Source organism: Mitsuokella jalaludinii DSM 13811 (assembly GCF_000702905.1).
Classification (GTDB): domain Bacteria; phylum Bacillota; class Negativicutes; order Selenomonadales; family Selenomonadaceae; genus Mitsuokella; species Mitsuokella jalaludinii.
On sequence record NZ_JNKR01000006.1, the window covers coordinates 42,713 to 65,814 of the forward strand.

Here is a 23,102-nt window from a genome sequence, read left to right on the forward strand (position 1 = left end):
AGCTGCGTCTGCGCTGGCGATATTTCACGAAGAGAAGAGGAGAGTTTTATTATGGCAGGTATGGTATATCTGGTCGGGGCTGGTCCTGGGGACTACCGCCTCATCAGCCTCAAGGCAGTCGACTGCCTGAAGCGCGCCGAGGTCGTTGTCTACGACCGCCTCGCGGATGACCGCATCCTCGGCTGGGCGCCGCGCGATGCCGAGTTCATCTACGTCGGCAAGGCGTCGAGCCACCACACGATGAAGCAGCCGGACATCAATCAGCTGCTCGTCGACAAGGCGAAAGAGGGCAAGACAGTCGTGCGCCTCAAGGGCGGCGATCCCTTCGTCTTCGGCCGCGGCGGCGAAGAGGGTCTGCTGCTCGAGGAGAACGGCCTGCCGTTTGAGGTCGTGCCGGGCATCACGTCGGCCATTTCGGTGCCGGCTTACGCGGGCATCCCCGTCACGCACCGCGGCATCGCGACCTCGTTTGCCGTCGTCACGGGCCATGAGGACCCGACGAAGGGCAAGAGCAACATCCACTGGGACAAGCTGGCGACGGGCGTCGACACGCTCGTCTTCCTCATGGGCGTCGCCAATCTGCCGCACATCACGGAAGAACTCATAGAAAACGGACGCCCGGCCGATACGCCGGCAGCCGTTATCCGCTGGGGCACGAAGCCGGAGCAGGAAGTCCTCATGACGACGGTCGGCACGGCCGCTGAGGATGTCAAGCGGAAGGGACTCAAGCCGCCGGCTATCTTCATCGTCGGCGAGGTCGTCAAGCTGCGCGAGAACCTGCAGTGGTTCGATAAGCTGAGCCAGAAGCCGCTTTTCGGGCGGACGGTGCTCGTCACGCGCGCGCGCAGCCAGGCATCGAAGCTCACTGCGTGCCTCGAAGAGCTCGGTGCCCGCGTCATCGAGAAGCCGGCCATCGCGATCGCTGCGCCGGATGACGGCTATGCGGCCGTCGATGCGGCCATCGCAGGAATTGACGCCTACCAGTGGCTGATCTTCACGAGCACGAATGGCGTCGAGCGCTTCATGGAGCGCCTCTTCGCCGCGGGCCGCGATGTCCGCGCACTCGGCTACGCGAAGGTCGCGGCCATCGGGAAGACGACGGCGGGGAAGCTCGCCTCGTACGGCATCCGCGCCGACGTCGTGCCGCAGGAGTTCCGCGCAGAGGGCATCTTAGAAGCCATCAAGGGCAAGCTGCCGCCGCACGCGAAAATCCTCCTGCCGCGCGCTGCTGCTGCGCGCGAGATCCTGCCCGAGAAGCTGCGCGAGCAGGGGGCCGAGGTCGATGTCGTGCCGGTCTACCAGACGGTCATGGCGGAGACGGGCGAAGAGGAGCGCGCGGCGCTCCGGAAAGAGCTCGAGAGTGGCGCCATCGACTTCGTGACGTTCACGAGCTCGTCGACCGTCGAGAATCTCGTCAAACTGCTCGGCGGCATTGAGCCGCTCGCGGGCGTCAAGGCGGCCTGCATTGGCCCGGTGACGGTCGAGACGGCCCGTCGGCACGGCATCGAGCCTGCCGTCGTGGCTTCGACGTACACCATTGAAGGTCTCGTCGAGGCCATGCGCGAAAGCCTCGTCTGAGCAAAGGCGAGAGCCGACTTCATTCTGTTCTGCGATTGCCATGGCAGGTATCTGCCAGACATCTATGTATTTAGGAGATGTTGTTATGTATAACCAGAAGCTTCGTCCGCGCCGCATGCGCATCACGCCGGCCATGCGCGCCATGGTCCGGGAGACGACTCTCTCGGCGAAGGATTTTGTCTACCCGATCTTTGTCGTTCCGGGCGAGCATGTCAAAGAAGAGATCCCGAGCATGCCGAACTGCTACCATCTCTCGGTCGACAATGCGGTCGAGCTTGCCAAGGAGATCGCATCGCTCGGCATCCCGGCTGTCGAGGTCTTCGGCCTGCCGGAGTACAAGGATGCAGACGGCTCTTCAGCCTGGGACCCGACGAGCCCGGTGCAGCGCGCCATCAAGGCCATCAAGGCCGCGGTGCCAGAGCTCATGATTATCGGCGATGTCTGCCTCTGCCAGTACACGACGCATGGCCACTGTGGCCATCTCGAGGGCCATTACGTCGACAACGACAAGACGCTCAAACTCCTGCAGAAAGTCGCCGTCTCGCAGGCTGAGGCCGGTGCCGACATCATCGCGCCGTCCGACATGATGGACGGCCGCGTTGCCGCCATCCGCGAGGCACTCGACGAGCACGGTTTCCAGAATGTCTCCATCATGAGCTACGCCGTCAAGTACGCTTCGGGCTACTACGGACCGTTCCGCGATGCCGCCGACAGCGCACCTCAGTTCGGTGACCGCCGCCAGTACCAGATGGATCCGGCCAATGCGCGCGAGGCGCTCAAGGAAGTCGACCTCGATGTCATGGAAGGTGCGGACATCATCATGGTCAAGCCGGCACTCGCTTACCTCGATGTCGTGCGCCAGGTCCGCGACCACATCCACCATCCTGTCGCTGTCTACAATGTCAGCGGCGAGTACGCGATGGTCAAGGCTGCGGCAGCGAACGGCTGGATCGACGAGAAGCGCATCGTGCTCGAGACGCTGACGAGCATGAAGCGCGCCGGTGCGGACATCATCATCACGTACCACGCACTGGATGCGGCAAGATGGCTCAAGGAAGAGGAGTAAGGTATGCTGAATCTCGAAAAATCTCTGGCGGCTTTTAACGAAGCCAAGACGCTCATGCCGGGCGGCGTCAACAGCCCGGTCCGCTCGTACGCCAATGTCGACTGTAATCCGCCGTTCATCGCGAAGGCGAAGGGTGACCGCATCTTCGACATTGACGGCAACGAGTACATCGACTACGTGGGGTCGTGGGGCCCGATGGTCGTCGGCCATGCTCACCCGAACGTCGTCAAGGCGCTGCAGGAGGCGGCGACGCGCGGCACGAGCTACGGTGCGCCGACGCTCTTAGAGTCGGAGCTCGCGAAGCTCGTCATGCAGGTCTACCCGTCCATCGAGGTCATCCGCATGGTCAACTCGGGCACGGAGGCGACGATGAGCGCGCTGCGCCTGGCGCGCGGCTACACAGGGCGCGAGAAGATCGTCAAGTTCATCGGCTGCTACCACGGCCACAGCGACAGCCTGCTCGTCAATGCCGGTTCGGGCATGGCGACGTTCGGCGTGCCGAGTTCGCCGGGCGTCACGAAGGGCACGGCGGCGGACACGATCTCGGTGCCCTACAACGACGTCGAGGCCATCACGAAGGTCATGGATGAGATGGGCGACGAGATCGCAGCGGTCATCATCGAGCCGGTTGCGGGCAACATGGGCTGCGTGCCGCCGAAGCAGGGCTACCTGCGCAAGATCCGTGAGCTCACGCAGGCGCACGGCACGATCCTGATCTTCGATGAGGTCATGTGCGGCTTCCGCGCGTCGCTCGGCGGTGCACAGGCGGCCTATGGCATCACGCCGGATCTCACGTGCCTCGGCAAGATCATCGGCGGCGGCCTGCCGGTCGCGGCTTACGGCGGACGACGCGACATCATGATGAAGGTCTCGCCGGCGGGGCCTGTCTATCAGGCGGGCACGCTCTCGGGCAATCCGCTCGCGATGACGGCCGGCATCGAGACGCTCAAGATCATCACAGCAGAGCCGGAGCCGGGCGAGGCCGACTACAGCCGCATGCTGACGCTCAAGACGAAGAAGCTCCTGCTCGGCTGGCTCGAGAAGGCCAAGGAAGCCGGCGTCACGATCCAGGCGCATCAGGCCGGCTCGATGTTCGGCATCTTCTTCAACGAGCATGAGGTCTACAATTACGATGACTCGTGCGCTTCGGACCAGGAAGCCTTCAAGGTCTGGTTCAAGAGCATGCTCGAGCAGGGCATCTACCTCGCACCGTCGCAGTTCGAGACCCTCTTCATGTCCGGCGCACACAGTGACGAAGACATCGACCGCACGATCGAGGCCGCAGGCAAGGCCTTCAAGGCAGTGGCAGAGAGCCGCCGCTGAGTTTTTGCAAAGTTGACGCCGACGGGACGGGGTTGGCCAACACTGCGCGATGAGCCCCTGCTAAACCGATTTTTTGCCTCAGAATCTCAATCCTTGCCAAAGAGCTAAACGCGCGTTGCTTGGACGACGCTCTTTGGCAAGGGCGGGATGGCAAAAAATCGGTTCTTCACGCAGGGCCTCAACGCTCCGCTTCTGGCCAGTCCCGTCCCTCTGGCTAGTGCAACGCCCGTTTTCATGCACATAAAAACGCTGACAGCTTTTGCCAGCGTTTTTTTCGTGGGATTTGTGCGACCTCAATGGTCAATCGTGACATGGCGGCAGGGTGGCAGGGCCCTGCTGCCCTGCTGCCGATTCACTGTGTCAGCCAATCTCAATCGTATAGCTGAACACCGCTTCTTCGCCTGCTGCGAGGCGTTCACTTCCCTCGCGGTCGGCGAAGTCGCCATCGAAGTCCTCGTAGTCGGCGTGGCCGTGCCATGGCTCGATGCAGATGAATGGCGCGCCGCCCTGGCCCGGGGTCCAGAAGCCCCAGTAGGGGAAGTCCTTGGCGATGACAGACAGCGACTTATCGCTCTTTGTCGAGCGCAGCGTGACCTTGTCCGACTTGAGATTGTGGTAGGCGAGGACGTCGTCCTTGAATTCTTCATAGCAGAGCGGCAGGCGCGTACCCTTGAGCGGTTTCGTGCCATGCGCGCGAAGGTACTGGCCCTCCTTGTTGAGAGGCATGTTCGGCGCATCCTCTTCATGGTTGAACTCGAGGTAATAGTCGGAGAATGCTTCCCCGTGCACGATCGGGCAGCGGAAGGCGTCGTGTGCGCCGATCGAGTAGATCATCTCGTGGTCGTCGTGGTTGTGCACCGTCCAGATGATCTTGACCTGTTTCCCGTGGAGTTCGTAGGCCACCTGGAGCTCGAATTTCCACGGATAGCGCGCGAGCGATTCCTCCGTCCAGCAGAGCGAGAAGGCGATGCGGTCCGCCTCTTTCTCGACGAGCTGAAAATCGGAGATGCGGCCGAGGCCGTGGCTCGGCAGTTCGTACGTCTTGCCGCCCACACGGTACTTGTTGTCCTTGAGCTTGCCGACGATCGGGAAGAGCACCGGTGAGCTGTAGCGCCACCAGGTCGGGTCGCCGTTCCAGAGGTATTCCGTCTCGTCCTCGCGTTCCTTGATGGAGCGCAATTCCGCGCCGTGGTCGCGCACTTGCACGCAGAGCTCGTCGTTCTCAATAGTATAAAGCATTTGATTCCCTCATTTCTTTTTTTGGAAAATTACCTTTTGTTGTTCATTCGCGTTAGGGTCAGTCTATTCCTGCAAGGCAAGGCCAGATTTCTTCCGTCGCTTTGCCTAGAAGGTGGACTGACCGTATTTTTGACCTTGTGAAAATAAAGTGGATTGAGACTTTTGATAGACCCAGAAAGGCGTATACTGGGGAATGTAATCATTCCGGTGCACAGCAAGAGAGATGGAGGAATCGATATGGCAGAACAATTTGACAATCGCTATGAACTCAACAAGCAGCTCGCCCAGATGCTCAAGGGCGGCGTCATCATGGACGTCACGACGCCGGAGCAGGCGCAGATCGCGGAGGAGGCCGGTGCGTGTGCCGTCATGGCGCTCGAGCGCATCCCGGCTGACATCCGCGCGGCGGGCGGTGTCTCGCGCATGAGCGACCCGAAGATGATCAAAGGCATCCAGCAGGCCGTTTCCATCCCGGTCATGGCCAAGTGCCGCATCGGCCACTTCGTCGAGGCGCAGGTGCTCGAGGCCATCGAGATTGACTACATCGACGAGAGCGAGGTCCTCTCGCCGGCCGATGATGTCTATCACATCGACAAGCGCAAGTTCCGTGTGCCGTTCGTCTGCGGTGCGCGCGACCTCGGTGAAGCGCTGCGCCGCATCGCGGAGGGCGCCTCGATGATCCGCACGAAGGGCGAGCCGGGCACGGGCGATGTCGTGCAGGCCGTGCGCCACATGCGCAAGATCAACTCCCAGATTGCCACGCTGATCGCAAAGCGCGAGGATGAGCTCTTTGAGGCGGCCAAGGCACTCGCTGTGCCGTACGCGCTCGTTCGGTATGTCCACGACAATGGCCGCCTGCCGGTCGTCAATTTCGCCGCGGGCGGCGTCGCGACGCCTGCCGATGCCGCGCTGATGATGCAGCTCGGCGCCGAAGGTGTTTTCGTCGGCTCTGGCATCTTCAAGTCGGGCAATCCGGCGAAGCGCGCCCGCGCCATCGTGCAGGCCGTGACGAACTACGAGGATCCGAAGATCATCGCGGAGCTCTCCGAAGACCTCGGCGAGGCAATGGTTGGCATCAACGAAGAGGAGATCGAGATCCTGATGGCCGAGAGGGGAAAATGATATGGCAAAGAGAATTGGTGTGCTTGCCGTGCAGGGGGCCTTTGCCGAGCACGAAGCGATGCTCAGTTCCATCGGCGCAGAGTGCCGCGAATTGCGCAGCGCAGCGGATCTCGAACAGAAGCCGGACGCCCTCGTGCTGCCGGGCGGCGAGAGCACGGTCCAGCGCAAGCTGCTCATGGAAAGCGGCATGCTCGCACCCATCAAGTCGTGGATCGAGGAGGGCATGCCTGTACTCGCGACATGCGCCGGCCTCATCCTCTTGGCAGAGCATCTGAGCAACGATGAGCGCACGTGCTTCAAGACGCTGCCTGTCACCGTGCGCCGCAACGCCTACGGCCGCCAGCTCGGCAGCTTCATCACCGAGGCCGAAGTCCGCCATATCGGCATGATGCGCCAGAACTTCATCCGCGCGCCGTACATCGAAGCGGCTGGTCCGGGTGTCGAAGTTCTCTCCGAGACAGATGGTCATATCACGGCTGTGCGCTACAAGAAGCAACTGGCGCTCGCCTTCCATCCCGAAGTTGGCCCCGACACGCGGCTGCACGAGGCCTTTCTGCGCATGATATGAGAAAATGGAACAAGAATAGGAGATACCAATCCGGTATCTCCTATTTTTATGAGCACGATTATTTGATGATGTGCTTGCCGCCGATGTAGCGCGGCTGCCAGTAGCTGTTGGACAGGCTGTCGATGCGGACGCCGCGGCTGGAGGAGGCGTGGATGAACTGGTCGTTGCCGAGGTAGATGCCGCAGTGGGAGGGGCCGGGCTCGTAGGTGGTGAAGAAGACGAGGTCGCCGGGCTCGAGCTGGCTCTTGCTCGTCGTGCGCAGGCCGAGGCGGTACTGGTCGTCGGCGAGACGCGGGATGCTGATGCCGTTCTTGCCGAAGACATACTGCAGGTAGCCAGAGCAGTCAAAGGCCTTTGGCGTCGCGCCGCCGAAGCTGTAGGGCACGCCGATGTACGACTTGGCTGTCGAGATGATGCTGCTGACCTTGCTGCGCTCGAGGATCGGCTTGTTGTTGGGCACGGTCGGGCCGTAGTTCGGCGCCGTGCTCTTCAGGCGCTCGAGCAGGGCTTCCTTATCCTTGATTGAGCCGTGGTGGATGGACTTTGTATCTTTGAGAGCGCGCCAGGTCGCGTTGTTGACGACGCCTGTTGCGCGCAGGTTGTTGTCCTTCTGGAACTGCGTGACGACGCGCTTCGTCTCTTCGCCGAAGATGCCGTCGATGTCCTTGATCGTGTAGCCGACGTTCTGGAGCTTCTGCTGCAGTAGCATGACGTCGCGTCCGGAGGAATTGATCTTGAGGACGGGGGCGGCAAAGACGGTGGCTGAGAACAGCACGGAAAAGAGTCCGGCAAGCAGGCCGGTTTTCATGAGATGACTCCTGTGCATACGATCGAGTCCTTTCCAAGGGTAACAAGGGTCAACGGGGATGATGTGTCAGGATTCGCGCACGTGGTCGAGTCCCTGGCACATGAGCTTGACGACATGGTCATCTGCGAGGGAATACCAGGCCTCCTTGCCGTCCTTGCGGTACTTGACGAGCCTGGCCGTGCGCAGGACGCGCAGCTGGTGCGAGATGGCCGACTGGCCCATCTGCAGGGCTTCGGCGATGTCGCAGACGCACATCTCCTCTTCGACAACGAGCAAGGAGAGCAGTTTGATGCGCGTCTTGTCGCCGAGCACCTTGAAGAGCTCCGACAGGCGCAGGCTCGTCTCGTCGTCGAGCTTGTGGGTCAGTGCGTATTGGATCCGCTCGGGATGCGGGTGATTGACCTCGCAGAGCGCGCAGCGGTCTTCATTCTTGATGGTATCGTCCATTTGTTTCGTATTTCCTCTCGCATAGGGTATATAGTTATATTATATCAGTTTCAGGGGCGAACCGGAACGAAAATTTTCTTCCCGGTGTGATGTACTGCAGCAGGTTGCACTCACTCTCGTCGACCATGGCGGCGACGTTCGTGCGCGGGTCGGCTGGTTGCGGCATGCGGATGATCTGTAGTTCGCCCATGTAGCGGCCGTAGCCTTCGTTGTCGATGGTGATGGCGCCTATGGGGTGCGTCGTCGCGTTGTCGGGCAGGACCTTGGCATGCATCTCGCGCAGCAGCCGGCGGCTCTCCTGCGCGCGGATGGCATCGCGCGCTTCGTCGAGGCGCGCGGTGAAGGTGTGGGCGAGGAGTTCGCGCTGGACGGGATCCTTCGTCATGTAGCGCGCGTGCAGCGTGACCTGGTCGCCCTGGAGATGGCCGATGCCCTGGATCTCTTCAGCCGTCGGCAGGGAGTCGGCGAGGAAGACGGAGTCGCAGCCGAGTGCGACGAGGTGGCGGGCGGAGAGCTCGGCCGCTTCGTCGCGGTGCTCTTCTAGTGTCGGCAGGCCGTCCTTGAGCGGCGAGCGCCGGCGCCCCTGGCTCGCGACGAAGGCGCCGACGCGGATGCCGTAGCGGTGCAGCAGGATGTTGGCGTGGACGAGGCTCTGCTCGCTGAGGCCCGTGCCGCGGCGCGGGTAGAAGTTGTGCAGGGCATCGATGCGCGAGAAGTCCGTGCCGGCATCCTGCAGCTCCTTGAGGATGCGTCGCGTGATCGTCGAGGCGTTGAGTTGGAAGCGCATCTCGGGGAAGCGGTGCGTGAGGCGCGCGATCTCCTCGGCGGAGAAGCCGTAGTCGAGGCGCAGCGTCGTAATGCCGAGCATGCGGAATGAAGTCGGGTTGAAGTCGGGCAGGTCGAGCAGCTGGCAGGTCGCCGGCGAGACGTCGGAGATGACTTCCATGCCGTGGCGGCGCGCCGCCTGCAGCAGCGTGCCGATCTCCTGCTTGAGTGCGCTGACATCCGTCTCAGGGATGTGCAGTGAGATGAAGATGCGCCGGATGCCATCATGCGCGGCCTTTTCCAAGAGTGCCAGATTCTCCGCTGGCGTGTTGTCGAGGCCGGGATAGAGCGAGATTCCATTATCCATATCCATGTAAAACTCCCTTTCTGTTTGCATATGCGTCTGACAGGGGAAGGTTGTCATTTTTCCTCTGGCGGGTCATCGAAGCCGATGAGCCACGTCGCGATGAAGCCGCCGATGTAGGCTGTGATGAGGCCTAAGAGGTAGACGGGGATCTGGTCTGTTGCTGCGGCGAGCGGCAGGCCGGAGATGCCGAGCGTGGCGGCGCCGACCATGAACTGCGCCTGCACGGCACCGCCGCAGGCACCACCGATGCAGGCGCCGATGAAGGGCTTGCCGAGCGGCAGTGTGACGCCGTAGATCAAAGGCTCACCGACACCCATGATGCCGACGGGCAGTGCCGAGGCAATCGTCTTCTTGAGGAAGTGGTTCTTCGTCTTGCAGTAGACGGCAAAGCTCGCGCCGACCTGTCCCGCGCCGGCCATGGCGAGCACGGGCAGGAGGATCGTGACGCCGTAGCGCGAGAGGAGCTCCGCGTGGATCGGCGTGAGCGTCTGGTGGATGCCGAGCATGACCATCGGCAGGAAGGTGCCGCCGAGGATGAAGCCCGTGACGGCGCCGCCAGAGCCGATGGCGCTCGTGGCCGCCGTGCCGATGCAGTCGGACAGGAAGCCGCCTAGAGGCTGCAGCACGCAGATGGCAACGGTGCCTGAGATCAGGAAGGTGAAGAGCGGCGTGAGGAAGAGGCTGAACATCTCGGGGATGATGCGGCGCAGTTGCTTCTCGAGCGCGGCGGCGAGCGCAGCGACGAGCAGCACGGAGATGACGCCGCCGCGCCCCGGCACGAGCGGACCGTCCGTGAGTTCGACCGAGGCGAGTGCGGGATGGGCGAGCAGCGCACCGAGGATGCCGCCGAGTATCGGCGTGCCGCCGAACTCCTTGGCGGCGTTGTAGCCGACGAAGAGGTTCATGCCCCAGAAGACGGTGCTGCCGCCGATGGCGAGCAGCTGGTAGACGGCCGTCTGGGTAAATGCAGGTTCAACTTTGCTGACGACATTCAAGGTGCCGCTGATGAGGCCGCAGGCGATGAAGGCCGGTATGAGCGGGATGAAGATGCTCGCGATGCGCTTGAAGAGCAGCTTGACGGGCGTCGCGTTCTTGGCGCGGATCTTCGCGTGCAGCGCCTTGCCGTCGCCAATCTCCGGTCTGTCTGATGACTCCGAGAGAGCAGTCGCAGTGGACGGTCCGACTGACTGTGCGCCGTCCGACAGTCCGACTTTGCCGGCAGTCGGACGGCCAGCAGAGGATGGTGATGCTGGAGAAGCGCTAGCGCGTGCCGCTTCGAGTTCCTTCAGGAAGGCCTCAGTCACGCGGTCGACGCGCCCCGGGCCGAAGATAATCTGGAGCTCTTCGCCCGCGTCGTAGACGCCGAGCACGCCCTCGACCGTCTTGAGTGCTTCAATCTGCTCGGGGCTCTTATCGTGCAGCACGAGGCGCAGCCGCGTCATGCAGTGCGTGGCCGATAGGATGTTGTCGGCAGGGCCCACAAGAGAGAATAGCTGTTTGGCGATATCCGTGTAATTCATGCTTTAACTCCTCCTGCGGCCAGGCGGATGGCGGCTGCTAGATGGCCGCTCGTGCGCTCGAGCAATGCCTTGCCCTCGCTAGCGGAGACGTCTGCGACGACCATGAGGATGGCGAGTTTGGCGTGGCCGTCGGCCCCCTTGAGGGCCTTCTCCGCCTCTGTGCGCTCGCAGCCGCTGCCTTCCATGACGATGCGGATGGCGCGCTCTTCGAGTTTCTTGTTGCTGGCCTTGACGTCGACCATGAGGTTGCCGTAGACCTTGCCGAGCTTGATCATCGTGCCGGTCGAGAGCATGTTGAGCACGAGTTTCTGTGCCGTGCCCGCCTTCATGCGCGTCGAGCCCGTGACGACCTCGGGCCCCGTGACAGGCGTCAGGGCGATGTCGGCGAGCGCGGCGATCTCTGCGTGCTCACTGCACGCGAGCGCAATCGTCAGCGCGCCGAGCTCTCTTGCGTACTTCAGCCCTCCGATGACGTAGGGCGTGCGGCCCGACGCCGCGATGCCGACGAGAACGTCTTTCGCGGAGAAGCCGTGCTCTTTGAGGTCGTGGACGGCGAGGCCCGGGTTGTCCTCGGCACCTTCCTGCGCGCGGAAGATCGCGGGAATGCCGCCCGCGATGAGCCCCTGCACGAGCTCGGGGTCCGTGCCGTACGTCGGCGGGCATTCGGAGGCGTCAAGGATGCCGAGACGGCCCGAGGTGCCCGCGCCGAGGTAGAAGAGACGGCCGCCATTTTCGAGGCGCTGGCTCGTCGCATCAATGGCCCGGGCAATCTCCGGCAGGATCTTCTCAATGGCCGAGGCGATCTTGCTGTCCTCCTGCTGCATGATCGTGACCATCTCGAGCGTCGTGCAGCTGTCGATATGAGCGGAGGCCGGGTTGCGGCGCTCCGTCGTGAGTCTTGATAAATCCAAAGAAAAACTCCTTCTCTCTATCTTTATTGTAGAACATAATACCTATAGTATAACACAAGAGACGAAAAAAGCCCTCCCCGAGAAGGGGAAGGCTCTCTTGCTTGACGGCTCAGCCGACGAGGGACTGACCGAAGTAGACGATGCATCCCATGATGATGACAAACGGGATGTAGATCTTGACGGCGAAGTACAGGAGCTTGCCCTCGCAGCCGACCGTGCCGATGGCGGCGACGGCAATCGCGATGTTCTGCGGGGAGATCATCTTGCCGGCGCAGGCGCCCAGCGGATTCGAGGCGGCAATCCAGGCCTGGACGCTCTCGCTCGCGCCGATGGCCATGGCCGAGTCCGTCTGCAGCTTGCCGAAGAGGACGCAGGACGAGGTAGCGGAGCCCGTGATGAACGTGCCGATGGAGCCGATGAAGGCGGCGATGAACGGGTACATCGTGCCCGTCGCGGCGACGGCCGTCTCCGCAATCTCGTGCGTCATGCCCGCATAGCCCATGACCTTAGCCGTGGCGATGACCGTGATGATCGTGATGATGGTGAAGCGCAGGTTCCAAGCCGTGCGGCGCAGGCAGCCCACCATGCTGCCGAAGCCGGCACCCTGGATGGTACCACCGATGAAGGCCGCGAGCAGGATGAGAACACCGGGCGTTGCGAGCCAGGTGAAGGTGTACGGTTCACCGCCGGGGCCGTCGTAGATCAGCACGCTGGTCTTGATGAGGTTCAATGGATCATGGATGGCCGGGATGAGCTTCGACGTCATGAGCAGGAAGATGAAGATGAGGATGAATGGCATCCAGGCGCGGACGGCCGTGCCTGCCGTGATGGGCGCTTCGTCGTCATGCGGTGGCAGGGCGTGTTCCGAGTCATTGACGGGGAAGAGCTTGGCACAGGCGATGATGGCGGCCATCGCGACGATGGAACCGCCGACGACGGCGAGCTCCGGGCCCATGAACATGGCGATGGCAAGCTCTGTGGCAGAAAAGCCGACGCCGGCCGCCAGGCACATGAGCACCATGCCCTTGAGGCCTTTGAGGCTGTGACTTGCGACGATGACCATGAGAAACGGGCAGAGGACGGTGAGCGGTATGAGCTGTAGAGCCGTGTAGGTCGCGAGTTGTATCGGGTCGATGCCCGTGACATTGCCGAGCGTGACGATCGGGATGCCGATGGAGCCGTAGGCAGTCGGGACTGAGTTCGCGATCAGGCAGACCATGGCCGCGAGCACCGGGTTGACGCCGATGCCGGCGAGCATGCCGGCTGGTATCGCGACGGCCGTGCCGAAGCCGGCCATGCCCTCGAGGAAGCCGCCAAAGCCCCAGCCAATCAGCAGGATCAGCACGCGGCGGTCATTGCTGACGGAGGTCAGCATCTTCTTGATCGTGTCCATCGCCTTCGTCTGGAGGGTCAGGTTGTAGGTGAAGATAGCGGCGATGATGACGAGCAGGATAGGCCAGCAGGCGAGTGCGACACCTTCGAGCGTCGCCTGGACTGCGTGGGGAATCGTCATGTCATTGACGAAGATGCCGGCCGTCAGGGCGATGACGAGTGCGATTGGGCAAGCCTTGTAGGCCGCTATCTTGAGCACACTCAGCGCGATGATGAGCCATAGGATTGGGGAGAGCGCGATGAGAAACATTTTGTCCTTCCTTTCTATGCTTATCGTTTAAAATGATGGGTTCCATCTGAAAAAGAGATGAATGGATACCTCATTATATAGACAGCTTTCGCAGAAAGTCAATGGTGAAAATAAAGGTTTTATCTTTCTAAGAATAAAAATCTTCAGACAGGAAAACGGGCGGAAAAAACCTCTCCGAAGAGAGGTTTTTCCTGCCCGTTTACTCAGTAGATTTTCTGGATTTCGTAGCCGTTCGCGTTGAGGGCCTGGATGATCTTCTGGATGTGCTGCTCGTTGTGCGTCTCGACGGTGACGGTCAATACGACCTTCTTGAAGCTGTCGGTGACCTTTGTCTGGTCGTGGTCGAGCTTGATGACGTTGGCATTCTCTTCGGCGAGGATGCGCGAGACGTTGAGCAGCTGGCCCGGCTTGTCCGGCAGCTGGACGGCGAAGCAGAAGACGCGGCCGCGCGCGATCAGAGCCTTGTCGATGAGCGCCGAGATGGTCGAGATGTCGATGTTGCCGCCCGAGATGATCGAGACGACCTTCTTGTCGTGGAACGGCAGCTTTGCGAGTGCGGCGAGCGAGAGGACGCCGGCGCCCTCTGCGACGAGCTTGTGCTTCTCGATGAGTGAGAGCAGGGCGTTCATGATGTCGATCTCCGAGACGGTGATGATGTCGTCAAGGTACTTCTTGCAGAACTCAAATGTCAGCGTGCCGGCTGTCTTGACGGCGCAGCCGTCGGCGACCGTGTCAGCCGAGTCGAGCGTCACGACTTTGTCAGCCGCGAGCGCCGCCTTCATGCAGGCCGCATTCTCCGGCTCGACGCCGATGACCTTGACGTTCGGGTTGACGAGCTTCGTCGCGAGCGCGACGCCCGAGGCGAAGCCGCCGCCGCCAATCGGGCAGAGGATGGCGTCGACATCCTTGAGTGCATCGATGATCTCGAGCGCCGTCGTGCCCTGGCCGAGGAGCACCTGCAGGTCGTTGAACGGGTGGATGTAGACATAACCGTGCTTCTTCTGGAGCTCGAGGCTGTGCGCATAGGCGTCGTCAAAGCCGTCGCCGTGCAGCACGACTTCCGCGCCGAGCGCGCGCGTGCCCTCGACCTTGAGGATCGGCGTCGTCGCCGGCATGCAGATGACGGCCTTGACGCCGAGCTTCCGCGCTGCGTACGCTACGCCCTGCGCGTGGTTGCCGGCCGAGGCCGTGATGACGCCGCGCACGCGCTCCTCCGGTGTGAGCTGGCTGATCTTGTTGTAGGCACCGCGGAGCTTGAAGGCACCCGTATGCTGAAGGTTCTCCGGCTTGAGATAGACATCGTTGTGGCAGAGCTCGGAGAAATAGTCACTGTGGATGAGCCTCGTCTTCCTAGCTACTCCCTCGAGCTGCTTGGCTGCGCGGTAGACGTCGGCAATCGTCGTGCTCTCCACGATTTCGGCATTCGAACGTTTCGACGATTTCTTCTCTTCAGGCATAGTTGCGTCCTCCTTTTTATGCGATACTTCTCGTATTTTATCCAGTTTATCACCTCGGACGTGCAAAAGTCAATTACAACTTTACAGATGGGCCGAGCAGAGATTTCTTGAAAAAGTACGAGAAGTTTTTGGAGAATTTAGAGGAATTTGCCCATGTGTTCGCGAATTATACACCATGAAAGAGAAATGCTACGGGAGGGATTCATTGTATGGAAAGGTTGGCTCGTATCCTGGTTCCGGTTGACGGATCTGGTGCTTCCGACCAAGCCGTGCGTTTTGCCGCCATTCTTGCAGATGCGACAGGTGCTTCTGTCGACATCCTGCATGTATCGTATTTTGATAGCAGTACGGATGCGGATGAAGTATCGTGGCTGCCGGAATGCGTGGCAGGTCCCATCGGGCCCGAAGCCGAGAAGATCCTCGAAGGGGCGAAGCGGCTTATCCCGGAGGCAGTCCTCTATGAAGCGCATCACCGCACCGGCAGTCCGGCGCAGACGATCCTCGACTTTGCCGAAGAGCGGCGAAGTGACCTGATCGTCGTCGGCAGCCGCCGACTCGATGCACTTCATGCAGCGCTGCTCGGGAGCGTCAGCACGCAGGTCCTCTATGAGGCGAAGTGCCCAGTAACCGTGGTCAAAGAGAATCCTCATCCATAATGGATATCATGCTAAGGGGGTAATACTATGATGAAGAATATCCTGGTACCGGTCGATGGTTCGGAAGGTTCGGACCGTGCTGTAACGGAAGCGATTTCCATTGCAGAGGCTTGTGAAGCGAAGCTCAACTTCCTCTACGTCGCGAACATCAACCAGCTCGCAATCAATGCCTGCCTGTCAGACGCCATCCTCGAGGCCGTGACGAAGGCCGGCAACGTCGTGCTCGACCGCGCGATGGAGATGGTGCCGTCGGGCATCGAGAAGGAAGCGTTCTCGGAGACGGGCTCGCCAGCCGTCGTCATCCTCGACTTCGCGACGAGCAATGACATGGACCTCATCGTCATGGGCAGCCGCGGCCTCGGTGTCGTCAAGGGCGTGCTGCTCGGCAGTGTCAGCCAGTACATCGTAGAGCAGTCGAAGTGCCCGGTACTGGTCGTGAAGTAAGGTTTCATTCGTGTCCTTTTGTGGAAATGAGCCGTCGGCCATAGATGTCCATTGCTCCGCACAGCAAGCTGAAGCTGCGCCATGGACATCTATGGCCGACTTTTTTCTTAAAGGACGGGGAAGGACTGCCCAACGCTGCGCATGACCAGCTGCTGAACCTGTTTTTTGCCTTGGAATCAATCCTTACCAAAGAGCTGAACGCGCTGCGCTTGAACGACGCTCTTTGGCAAGGAGTCTGGTCGGCAAAAAACAGGTTCTTGACGCAGCTGGTCAAAGCTCCGCTTATGGGCAGTCCTTCCCCTGCTTTCGTGGGAAACAAGTTGATAGAGAAAATGCCAGGTATCTGGAAGATGTATCTTCGATGCCTGGCATTTTGTATTGTGCTGACTGTATGACTGGCAGTAGCGGGATGAGAGTTCTTGCTGAACTGATGGGAGTGAAGTCATCTGGGGGTATCCATAAGTGGAGCTTCAGCCTGCTGCGCGGAACGTTGGATACCCCCCAGATGACGCCGCGCTTCTGCGAATTCGAGAAATCAATCTTCGTATAGCAGTACGATCTTTCCCTGCTGGCGCGTGGCGTTCATGTCGATGACGCGCTGGTTGGAGGAGCCGCGGAAATGGAGGGTGAGGTCGCGCAGTTCCTCGACGTACGCACCGTCGACGAGTACGTCGACTTCCGCGAGCAGATCATCTGTCGCCTTGTCGTGGCGCGCCTGGAGTTCTTCGAGCGTGTAGCCCGAGTAGCTCCAGATGTCGAGGCCTGCCGCGTGGATCTCTCTGGCGAGTTCGGCGAGCGGTGCGCACTGCAGGAAGGGCTCGCCGCCGCTGAACGTCACGCCCGTCAGCAGCGGGTTCAGGCGTATCTTCTGCAGGAGCTCCGCGAGCGTTTCCTCGTGGCCGCCCTCGAGCGGCTGCGTCTCCGGGTTCTGGCAGTTCGGGCAGCGGCGCTTGCAACCCTGCACGAAGATCGTGAAGCGGAAGCCGTCGCCGTCGACAATCGAGTCTTCGACGAGGCCAGCGACGTGCAGCGTATCATCTAGTGACATGGTCAATCGTCCTTTCCTTATTGTGGTCATCCCAATAGAAAAGCCGCTGCCGGGGGGAGTGGCAGCGGCTTCTCCTTGCATCAATCAATGCAGGCCGTGCTTGACGCGGTCGTGCTCTTCGGCGCGCTTGGCGTCATTCCAGCGGTCGATGGTGCCGACGAGGTAGCCCGTGATGCGGCGGATGCGCTCGAATTTCTGCGGCTGGAGCTCGTAGCGGATGTCGACCTGACCGTCCTTCGTGGCGGAGAGCTTCAGGCTGTTGACCTTTTCCTTCGTCTGAGCCTGAACATAGTCGATATAATTGACGATCTCCTGCTCGGAGATATCGTTGAGTCCATTTACCGTGACATCAATGCCGTTTACTACCATCTGGGGTCACCAATCCTTCTCTGTATTGAATCCATCTTGCAATCTGTATGTTTAACCATCCCGAGAATCGTGCTTCGTCTCGAGGACTTGCGTCAATTATACAATATGTATTGCTGACGCGTCAAGACACCCACTACATATAGTTTTCTGACAATTCTACTTATCCACAAGAAAAAGTGATTTTTCATGCTTCTAGTAAATATATATTCATCTTGACAAAATCCTGGGAAGGCATGCAGTCGCCTGATTCAAGGCGGGTATCGTGAAGATAGAAAAAGCGAATGAATAAAGATTCTCCATAATAAACTTATCCACAGAAAGCGATGGATAAATCCCAGGCTTTCTGTGGATAAACGGGAACAATATGTTGGGGCTGACTTATCCACAGCCCCTTTATCTTGTGGCGGGTTCCTCCGGCTGCAGGACCGTGCGCGTCGGATACGGAATCTCGATGCCTTCCTCGCGGTAGCGGCGTGTCAGGGCCTTGATGAATTCATGCTTGAGCAGGAACTGATGCTCGAAGTAGCTTGAGTGCAGCACGACATTGAAGTCAATGCTCGACTCGCCGAAGGTGTGGAAGCGGACGGCAGGCTCCATCTTGACATCCTTGTCGATCTGAGCCATGACTTCCTTGGCGACATCGAGCGTCACGCGCTCGACTTTGTCGAGGTCACTGTCGTAGGCGACGCCGACGGGGATGCTGATGACGATGTCCTTGCGCGGCATGCTGTAGTTCGTGATGTTCGACGAGGCAATCTTCTGATTCGGGATGACGATCATGTTGCCGCCGCCGGCCGGCACGATTGTCGTAAAGCGCCAGGTGATGTCCGTGACGCGGCCTTCTTCACCTGTGCTGAGCTTGATGTAGTCGTCGAGGCGCAGCTGCTTCGAGAGAATCAGGTGCAGGCCCGAGAAGATATTCGCGAGCGTCTCCTGCAGCGCGAGGGCGACGGCCATACCACCGACACCCATGGCGGTGAGGATCGGGGCAATCGAGATGCCGTAGTACTGGAGCACGACGAGCACGCCCATCGCGTAGATGACGACGTTGAGGATCGTGTTGAGCAGCGTCGTCTTCGGCAGCTTCTGCTGGGAGCTCTCGATGTGCAGCGAGATGAAGCCGTTGATCGTGCGGGCTGCGACGCGCGTGATCGAGAGGATGATGACGGTGAAGAGGATGTAGGAGAAGAGGCGTGTCAGCGGCTCGATGATGTTGATCGTGTTGACGATCCAGTAAAGGCCGACGACGAGGCAGAGCGAGACGGGAACGCCGCGCAGCGCGTTGATGAAGATGTAGAACCACGAGTTCTCGTCGATGTTCAGGTGATTCTCGATGCGGCGGTTGATGAGCTTGTTGAGCATGATGCCGACCGTCAGCGATGCTGCGAGGATGCAGATCGGGATGAAGAGCATCTCCATCAGGTGTGTCCAGTCAATCCAGGACAGCCAATCATAAGACAAGAAAATAACCTCCTTTAGAATAAAGGCACATCGGATTTGACAAATGGCCTTGCAGTACAAAGTATTTCTATTATACTATAGCTGTGGGAAAAGAAAAGTATAAAATCACGAGATGCAGTGATGCGTCACTTGTATAAAAAGGAGTGTTTTTCATGGCAGAAATCCTGCACAAAGGCAAGCGCCTGCAGATCCGCAAGGCGACAATGGATGACCTCGACTTCATCCTGAAGCTCGAATACGACCCGGAGAACCTCAAGTTCATCGTGCCGTTCGACCGCGATGTCCACACGAAGATCATCGAGGAGGGCAAGGCGTCGATGGACGTCATCGTCGAGGAGATCGAGACGAAGGAGCCGGTCGGTTACCTGCTCATCAACGGGCTGACGACGCCTGCCAAGGAGCTCGAGTGGACGCATGTCATCATCGCAAAGAAGGGCATGGGCTACGGCCACGAGGCGATGAAGCTCCTCAAGGCATGGGGCTTCGATGACCTCAAGTTCCACCGCGCCTGGCTCGACTGCAAGGACTACAATGCGCGCGCGCTGCACCTCTACGAGTCGGAGGGCTTGCAGCGCGAGGGCCTGATCCGCGAGACGATCCTGACGAACGGCGTCTACGAGAACCTCGTGATCCTCGGCATCCTCGACCGTGAATACCAGGAGCGCAAGGCAAAGGGCCTCGAGCTCTGATAATGGGAGAGACGAAACGGCAGCAGACTGGGAAACTCATCAGGGTTTCCCAGTCTGCTGTATTCAGGAGAAAATGCGATGCGTTTTGAAAATAAGGTCGTCTATCAAATCTACCCGAAGTCGTTCCAGGATTCGAATGGCGACGGCTGGGGGGATATCAATGGCATCAGGAGCCGTATGGACTATCTCGCGGGCCTTGGGGTCGACTATTTGTGGATCACGCCGTTCTTCCCGTCGCCGCAGCGCGACAATGGCTACGATGTCGTCGACTACCGCAGGGTCGACCCGCGCTTTGGCACGATGGCGGACCTCGAGGCGCTGATTGCGGAGGCTGAGGCACGCGGCATCGGCCTGATGTTCGACATGGTGTTCAACCACACCTCGACGGCGCACGAGTGGTTCCAGAAGGCACTGCAGGGCGATACGAAGTACATGGACTACTACATCTTCCGCGACGGCACGCCCGATGCGCCGCCGACGAACTGGCAGTCGAAGTTCGGCGGCTCGGCCTGGGAGTATGTGCCACATCTCGGCAAGTGGTACCTGCACCTCTTCGATGTCACGCAGGCTGATCTCAACTGGGAGAACCCAGCGGTGCGTGAGGAGCTCAAGGACATCCTGCGCTTCTGGAAAGCGAAAGGCGTCAAGGGCTTCCGCTTCGATGTCGTCAATCTCATCTCGAAGGGCGAATTCATTGATGACAAAGAGGGAGACGGCCGCCGTTTCTACACGGATGGCCCGCATGTGCACGAATACCTCAAGGAGCTCGTGCACGACAGCGGCATCGAGGGCATGGTGACGGTCGGAGAGATGAGTTCGACGACGATCGCGAACTGCATTCGCTACACGAACCCCCATGAGCACGAGCTCTCGATGACGTTTTCCTTCCACCACCTAAAGGTCGACTACAAGGATGGAGACAAGTGGTCGCTGATGGCGCCCGACATCCACGCGCTCAAGGAGATTTTCGCCTCGTGGCAGGAGGGGATGGCACGAGGCGGCGGCTGGAACGCCGTCTTCTGGTGCAACCACGACCAGCCGCGCATCGTCTCGCGCCTCGGCGATGCGGGCCGCTACTGGAAGGAGTCGGCCAAGATGCTTGCAGCCGCCATCCACCTCATGCGCGGCACGCCCTACATCTACCAGGGCGAGGAGATCGGCATGACGAATGCCGACTTCACGGATATCTCTGACTACCGCGACGTCGAGAGCATTAATTACCACGACATCCTGCGCGCCTCTGGCCGTTCGGAGGATGAGACGATGAAGATTATCGGGGCGCGCTCGCGCGACAACGGCCGCACGCCGATGCAGTGGACGGCAGGCGAGTCGGCCGGCTTCACCACAGGCACGCCATGGCTTGGCGTCAATCGCAACCACACCGCCATCAATGTCGAGGCAGAGCGCGAGGATGATGATTCCATCCTCGCCTTCTACCGCAGGCTCATCGCGCTGCGCAAGGAGCACCGCATCATCGCGGAGGGATCCATCCGCTTCCTCGAGCGGGAGAACGACGATATCCTCGCCTATGAGCGCGAGCTTGAAGGCGAGCATCTGCTTGTCCTCTGCAACTTCCGCGCATCGGACATCGCGATGCCGGAGCTGCACGCAGCTGGCGAGAAGCTCATCGGCAATTATCCGGGCATCGCCGCTCGTCTGCGCCCCTATGAAGTCGTTGCCCTGCGCTGGGTCGAATGAACCCGATGATTATCCTGCAATAAAAAATCAGCTCCAGGTCATGGAGCTGATTTTTTATTGCCGCAACATAGGCGGATCATTCGTCTTCGCGGCACATATGCTTCTTTTTCTTGTCCCGGTACATCTTCTCATCTGCTTCGTGGATGATGGCGTCGAGGTCGCTGAAGGGGGCGAGGCAGAGGACGTAGCCGATGGCGGCGCTGCAGTGGTGTATGCGCATGCTCTGCTCGATGCGGCCGATGATGATGATGGCCTCTTCATCGCTGCGGCAGGGCATGAGCGCGAGAAATTCGTCGCCGCCGAGCCGGAAGACATGGTCTTTTTGGGCGATGTCTGCAAGGACGTAGGCAATCGTCTGGATCAGGAGGTCGCCGCGCGCGTGGCCGAAGGTGTCGTTCATCTTCTTGAGGCCGTTGACATCGATGAAGAAGATGGCGTACATGCTTCCCGGATGCAGGCGATTGGCGATGAAGTCCGTCAGGGCGCGGCGATTGCCGACGCCCGTGAGCTGGTCGATCGTGCTGATCGCGTGCAGTTTCTTGATGTTGTCGCGGTTGCGCATCATGATGGAGGTGACGCGCAGGACGGTGTGCAGCGGCTTGGCGATGGCCGTGAAGCGGTCTTTGGCCGGATTGATGATGGCGATGTAGCCGAGCGAGCGGTGCTCAATCGTGAGCTGGCCGATGGCGTAGCGCTGCCACTCCGTCTGGTGGATGGCCTGGATCTCGGGGTGGCGCTTCTGATAGGCTGCGGCATTGTCGACGAGCAGGACGGGACTGCTGTGGAATGCGTTGTAGAACGCTTTGTTCTCGAGAATAGTGATGTGCTGCAGGCGCTGGCGCAGCGGTGTGGCGTCATCTGGATGCCATTCGTACGTACAGCTCAGATGGAAGCCGTCGGACTCCTCTTCCATCAGGACGACATGCGTGGCCTTGAGCGTGCGCCCGAGCTTTTCCATCATGCGCAGGATGCCGACATTCGGGTCTTCTTCCTGTATGGCGAGGCTCGTGATGTCATTGATGGAGATGTCATCTCTCGTTGTCAGTCTGCCATTTGCGTAGATGGCAAGCATGTGCTCGACATCAAGGCTGTCGGAGAAGATACAGCTGCGATTCTCCCAGGAGATCAGCGTGTTCCAGATGAGGTAGTCCTTGCTGGTGCTCATGGAGTGGAATTGGCGGAAATGGAAGCGGTCACGGCGCAGCTTGTCCTTCGGGCAGGTGCTGCACGGCGCGGATAAGCCCGCAATCAGCCGGTAGCATTTCTGTCCGGCGTACTGGCAGTCGGGCGGCTGTTGGCTGTGCAGGAGCTGGGCGGGGTTGGCGTAGAGGAGGTCGTACGTCTCCGGGTCTGCGATGTAGATGAGACGGTTGGTGTGGTCGAATTTCTCGAGGTCAAAGGGAATCTGATCGTGGATCATGCCCGTGACGCCGAACGACGGCATGTAGTCGAAACAGCGCGAGGAGAGGATCTGGAGGAATTCATCGGAACTGCGGGCTTCGGAGCCGGACTCGAGGGCGTAGCGCACCGAGAAGTGACAGGTGAAGCCCCTCAATCTCTGTGATGGTGGTGAGCTCCGCCTGGATCTGCTCGATGAAGGTGCGCATGGTGCCGACGGTTTGCCCCTTGAGGAACAGCACGAAGACACCGCTGCCCGTATGAGCGATGACCGTGGTTGCTGGCATGGTCTTTTTGATGATGGCGCAAATGCGCTTCATCGCTGCGTGCCGAATGGAATCGCCGTAGAGCTTGGCAAATGAGGCAAACTCCGGCACGACGAACATGGCGCCGACATAGCCGACCTTGTTTTGGCGCAGATTGTCGGCGAATTCGACGCTCGCGAGAATCATGCCGCGATAGTTGTAGAGGTCGGTCTCCTCATCGATGAGGTAGAGCTTGCGCTGCAGCTGGTGGTAGCTGCGCT

23 protein-coding genes are annotated in these 23,102 nt (G+C 60.1%); 10 read left to right on the plus strand and 13 right to left on the minus strand.

Annotation, left to right across the window (positions count from 1 at the left end):
- The first annotated feature begins 51 nt into the window (after positions 1-51).
- From cobA to hemL, 3 genes are all read left to right on the plus strand, one after another.
- Entirely contained in the window at positions 52-1,578 is a 1,527-nt protein-coding gene (gene cobA, locus T518_RS05175) for a uroporphyrinogen-III C-methyltransferase (protein WP_036376266.1), read from the plus strand.
- Between the two features lie 85 nt (positions 1,579-1,663).
- Positions 1,664-2,644 carry a porphobilinogen synthase gene (gene hemB, locus T518_RS05180; protein ID WP_036376269.1) on the plus strand — a complete coding sequence of 327 codons (981 nt, stop codon included), beginning with the start codon at positions 1,664-1,666 and terminating at the stop codon, positions 2,642-2,644.
- Between the two features lie 3 nt (positions 2,645-2,647).
- On the plus strand, positions 2,648-3,967 hold the full coding sequence (gene hemL / locus T518_RS05185) for a glutamate-1-semialdehyde 2,1-aminomutase (protein WP_036376272.1): 1,320 nt from the start codon (positions 2,648-2,650) through the stop codon (positions 3,965-3,967).
- Positions 3,968-4,327: 360 nt separating this feature from the next.
- Here hemL and T518_RS05190 read toward each other — a convergent pair whose 3' ends face one another.
- Positions 4,328-5,206 carry an aldose 1-epimerase family protein gene (locus T518_RS05190; RefSeq protein WP_036376275.1) on the minus strand — a complete coding sequence of 293 codons (879 nt, stop codon included), beginning with the start codon at positions 5,204-5,206 and terminating at the stop codon, positions 4,328-4,330.
- Positions 5,207-5,443: 237 nt separating this feature from the next.
- On the opposite strand from T518_RS05190, the gene pdxS reads away from it, so the two are divergent.
- Both pdxS and pdxT read left to right on the plus strand, forming a co-directional pair.
- Positions 5,444-6,328: a pyridoxal 5'-phosphate synthase lyase subunit PdxS gene (pdxS, locus tag T518_RS05195; protein WP_036376279.1), complete on the plus strand. Its 885-nt coding sequence runs from the start codon at positions 5,444-5,446 to the stop codon at positions 6,326-6,328.
- A gap of 1 nt (position 6,329) precedes the next feature.
- Positions 6,330-6,896 carry a pyridoxal 5'-phosphate synthase glutaminase subunit PdxT gene (pdxT, locus tag T518_RS05200; protein ID WP_036376282.1) on the plus strand — a complete coding sequence of 189 codons (567 nt, stop codon included), beginning with the start codon at positions 6,330-6,332 and terminating at the stop codon, positions 6,894-6,896.
- Between the two features lie 58 nt (positions 6,897-6,954).
- Here the strand turns inward: pdxT and T518_RS05205 are convergent, their stop codons facing one another.
- From T518_RS05205 to ilvA, 7 genes are all read right to left on the minus strand, one after another.
- The gene (locus T518_RS05205) at positions 6,955-7,722 is read right to left on the minus strand and encodes a C40 family peptidase (RefSeq protein ID WP_036376284.1); all 768 of its coding nucleotides are present in this window, start codon (positions 7,720-7,722) and stop codon (positions 6,955-6,957) included.
- A gap of 48 nt (positions 7,723-7,770) precedes the next feature.
- On the minus strand, positions 7,771-8,151 hold the full coding sequence (locus T518_RS05210) for an ArsR/SmtB family transcription factor (protein ID WP_172674675.1): 381 nt from the start codon (positions 8,149-8,151) through the stop codon (positions 7,771-7,773).
- 34 nt (positions 8,152-8,185) lie between these two features.
- Positions 8,186-9,283, minus strand: a complete 1,098-nt coding sequence (locus T518_RS05215; protein ID WP_036376392.1) for a DUF871 domain-containing protein — start codon at positions 9,281-9,283, stop codon at positions 8,186-8,188.
- Positions 9,284-9,336: 53 nt separating this feature from the next.
- Positions 9,337-10,803: a PTS transporter subunit EIIC gene (locus T518_RS05220; protein WP_036376287.1), complete on the minus strand. Its 1,467-nt coding sequence runs from the start codon at positions 10,801-10,803 to the stop codon at positions 9,337-9,339.
- Positions 10,800-11,714 (minus strand): N-acetylmuramic acid 6-phosphate etherase, encoded by a 915-nt coding sequence (gene murQ / locus T518_RS05225; protein WP_036376290.1) that lies wholly within the window; start codon positions 11,712-11,714, stop codon positions 10,800-10,802. The genes T518_RS05220 and murQ overlap by 4 nt, the downstream gene beginning before the upstream one ends.
- A gap of 109 nt (positions 11,715-11,823) precedes the next feature.
- Positions 11,824-13,356, minus strand: a complete 1,533-nt coding sequence (locus T518_RS05230; RefSeq protein ID WP_036376293.1) for an L-lactate permease — start codon at positions 13,354-13,356, stop codon at positions 11,824-11,826.
- Positions 13,357-13,559: 203 nt separating this feature from the next.
- A complete protein-coding gene (gene ilvA / locus T518_RS05235) occupies positions 13,560-14,813 on the minus strand; it encodes a threonine ammonia-lyase (protein WP_036376295.1) in 1,254 nt (417 codons plus the stop codon).
- 209 nt (positions 14,814-15,022) lie between these two features.
- Here ilvA and T518_RS05240 point away from each other — a divergent pair, with 209 nt between their 5' ends.
- The 3 genes from T518_RS05240 to T518_RS11365 are packed head-to-tail and all read left to right on the plus strand — an operon-like array spanning position 15,023 to position 16,308.
- Entirely contained in the window at positions 15,023-15,469 is a 447-nt protein-coding gene (locus T518_RS05240; RefSeq protein ID WP_036376298.1) for a universal stress protein, read from the plus strand.
- A gap of 27 nt (positions 15,470-15,496) precedes the next feature.
- Positions 15,497-15,913 (plus strand): universal stress protein, encoded by a 417-nt coding sequence (locus T518_RS05245; protein WP_005840368.1) that lies wholly within the window; start codon positions 15,497-15,499, stop codon positions 15,911-15,913.
- A 44-nt stretch (positions 15,914-15,957) separates the two neighbouring features.
- A complete protein-coding gene (locus tag T518_RS11365) occupies positions 15,958-16,308 on the plus strand; it encodes a hypothetical protein (RefSeq protein ID WP_051652201.1) in 351 nt (116 codons plus the stop codon).
- Positions 16,309-16,448: 140 nt separating this feature from the next.
- Here the strand turns inward: T518_RS11365 and nrdG are convergent, their stop codons facing one another.
- The 3 genes from nrdG to T518_RS05265 all read right to left on the minus strand — a co-directional run bounded on the left by nrdG (position 16,449) and on the right by T518_RS05265 (position 18,749).
- Positions 16,449-16,961 carry an anaerobic ribonucleoside-triphosphate reductase activating protein gene (gene nrdG, locus T518_RS05255; protein WP_036376306.1) on the minus strand — a complete coding sequence of 171 codons (513 nt, stop codon included), beginning with the start codon at positions 16,959-16,961 and terminating at the stop codon, positions 16,449-16,451.
- An 84-nt stretch (positions 16,962-17,045) separates the two neighbouring features.
- A complete protein-coding gene (nrdD, locus tag T518_RS05260) occupies positions 17,046-17,330 on the minus strand; it encodes an anaerobic ribonucleoside-triphosphate reductase (RefSeq protein WP_036376309.1) in 285 nt (94 codons plus the stop codon).
- Between the two features lie 393 nt (positions 17,331-17,723).
- A complete protein-coding gene (locus T518_RS05265; protein ID WP_051652205.1) occupies positions 17,724-18,749 on the minus strand; it encodes a mechanosensitive ion channel family protein in 1,026 nt (341 codons plus the stop codon).
- A gap of 194 nt (positions 18,750-18,943) precedes the next feature.
- Between T518_RS05265 and T518_RS05270 the strand changes: the two genes are divergently transcribed.
- Both T518_RS05270 and treC read left to right on the plus strand, forming a co-directional pair.
- Entirely contained in the window at positions 18,944-19,480 is a 537-nt protein-coding gene (locus tag T518_RS05270) for a GNAT family N-acetyltransferase (protein WP_036376312.1), read from the plus strand.
- A 78-nt stretch (positions 19,481-19,558) separates the two neighbouring features.
- A complete protein-coding gene (gene treC / locus T518_RS05275; protein WP_036376314.1) occupies positions 19,559-21,178 on the plus strand; it encodes an alpha,alpha-phosphotrehalase in 1,620 nt (539 codons plus the stop codon).
- 76 nt (positions 21,179-21,254) lie between these two features.
- Here the strand turns inward: treC and T518_RS05280 are convergent, their stop codons facing one another.
- Together T518_RS05280 and T518_RS05285 are read right to left on the minus strand one after the other, a co-directional pair.
- Complete coding sequence (locus T518_RS05280; protein WP_155948073.1) at positions 21,255-22,733, minus strand: GGDEF domain-containing protein; 1,479 nt, start codon at positions 22,731-22,733, stop codon at positions 21,255-21,257.
- Positions 22,660-23,028, minus strand: coding sequence for a nucleotidyl cyclase domain-containing protein (locus T518_RS05285; protein WP_036376330.1), 369 nt, complete (start codon positions 23,026-23,028; stop codon positions 22,660-22,662). Before T518_RS05285 ends, T518_RS05280 begins: the two co-directional genes overlap by 74 nt.
- Between the last annotated feature and the right edge of the window lie 74 nt (positions 23,029-23,102).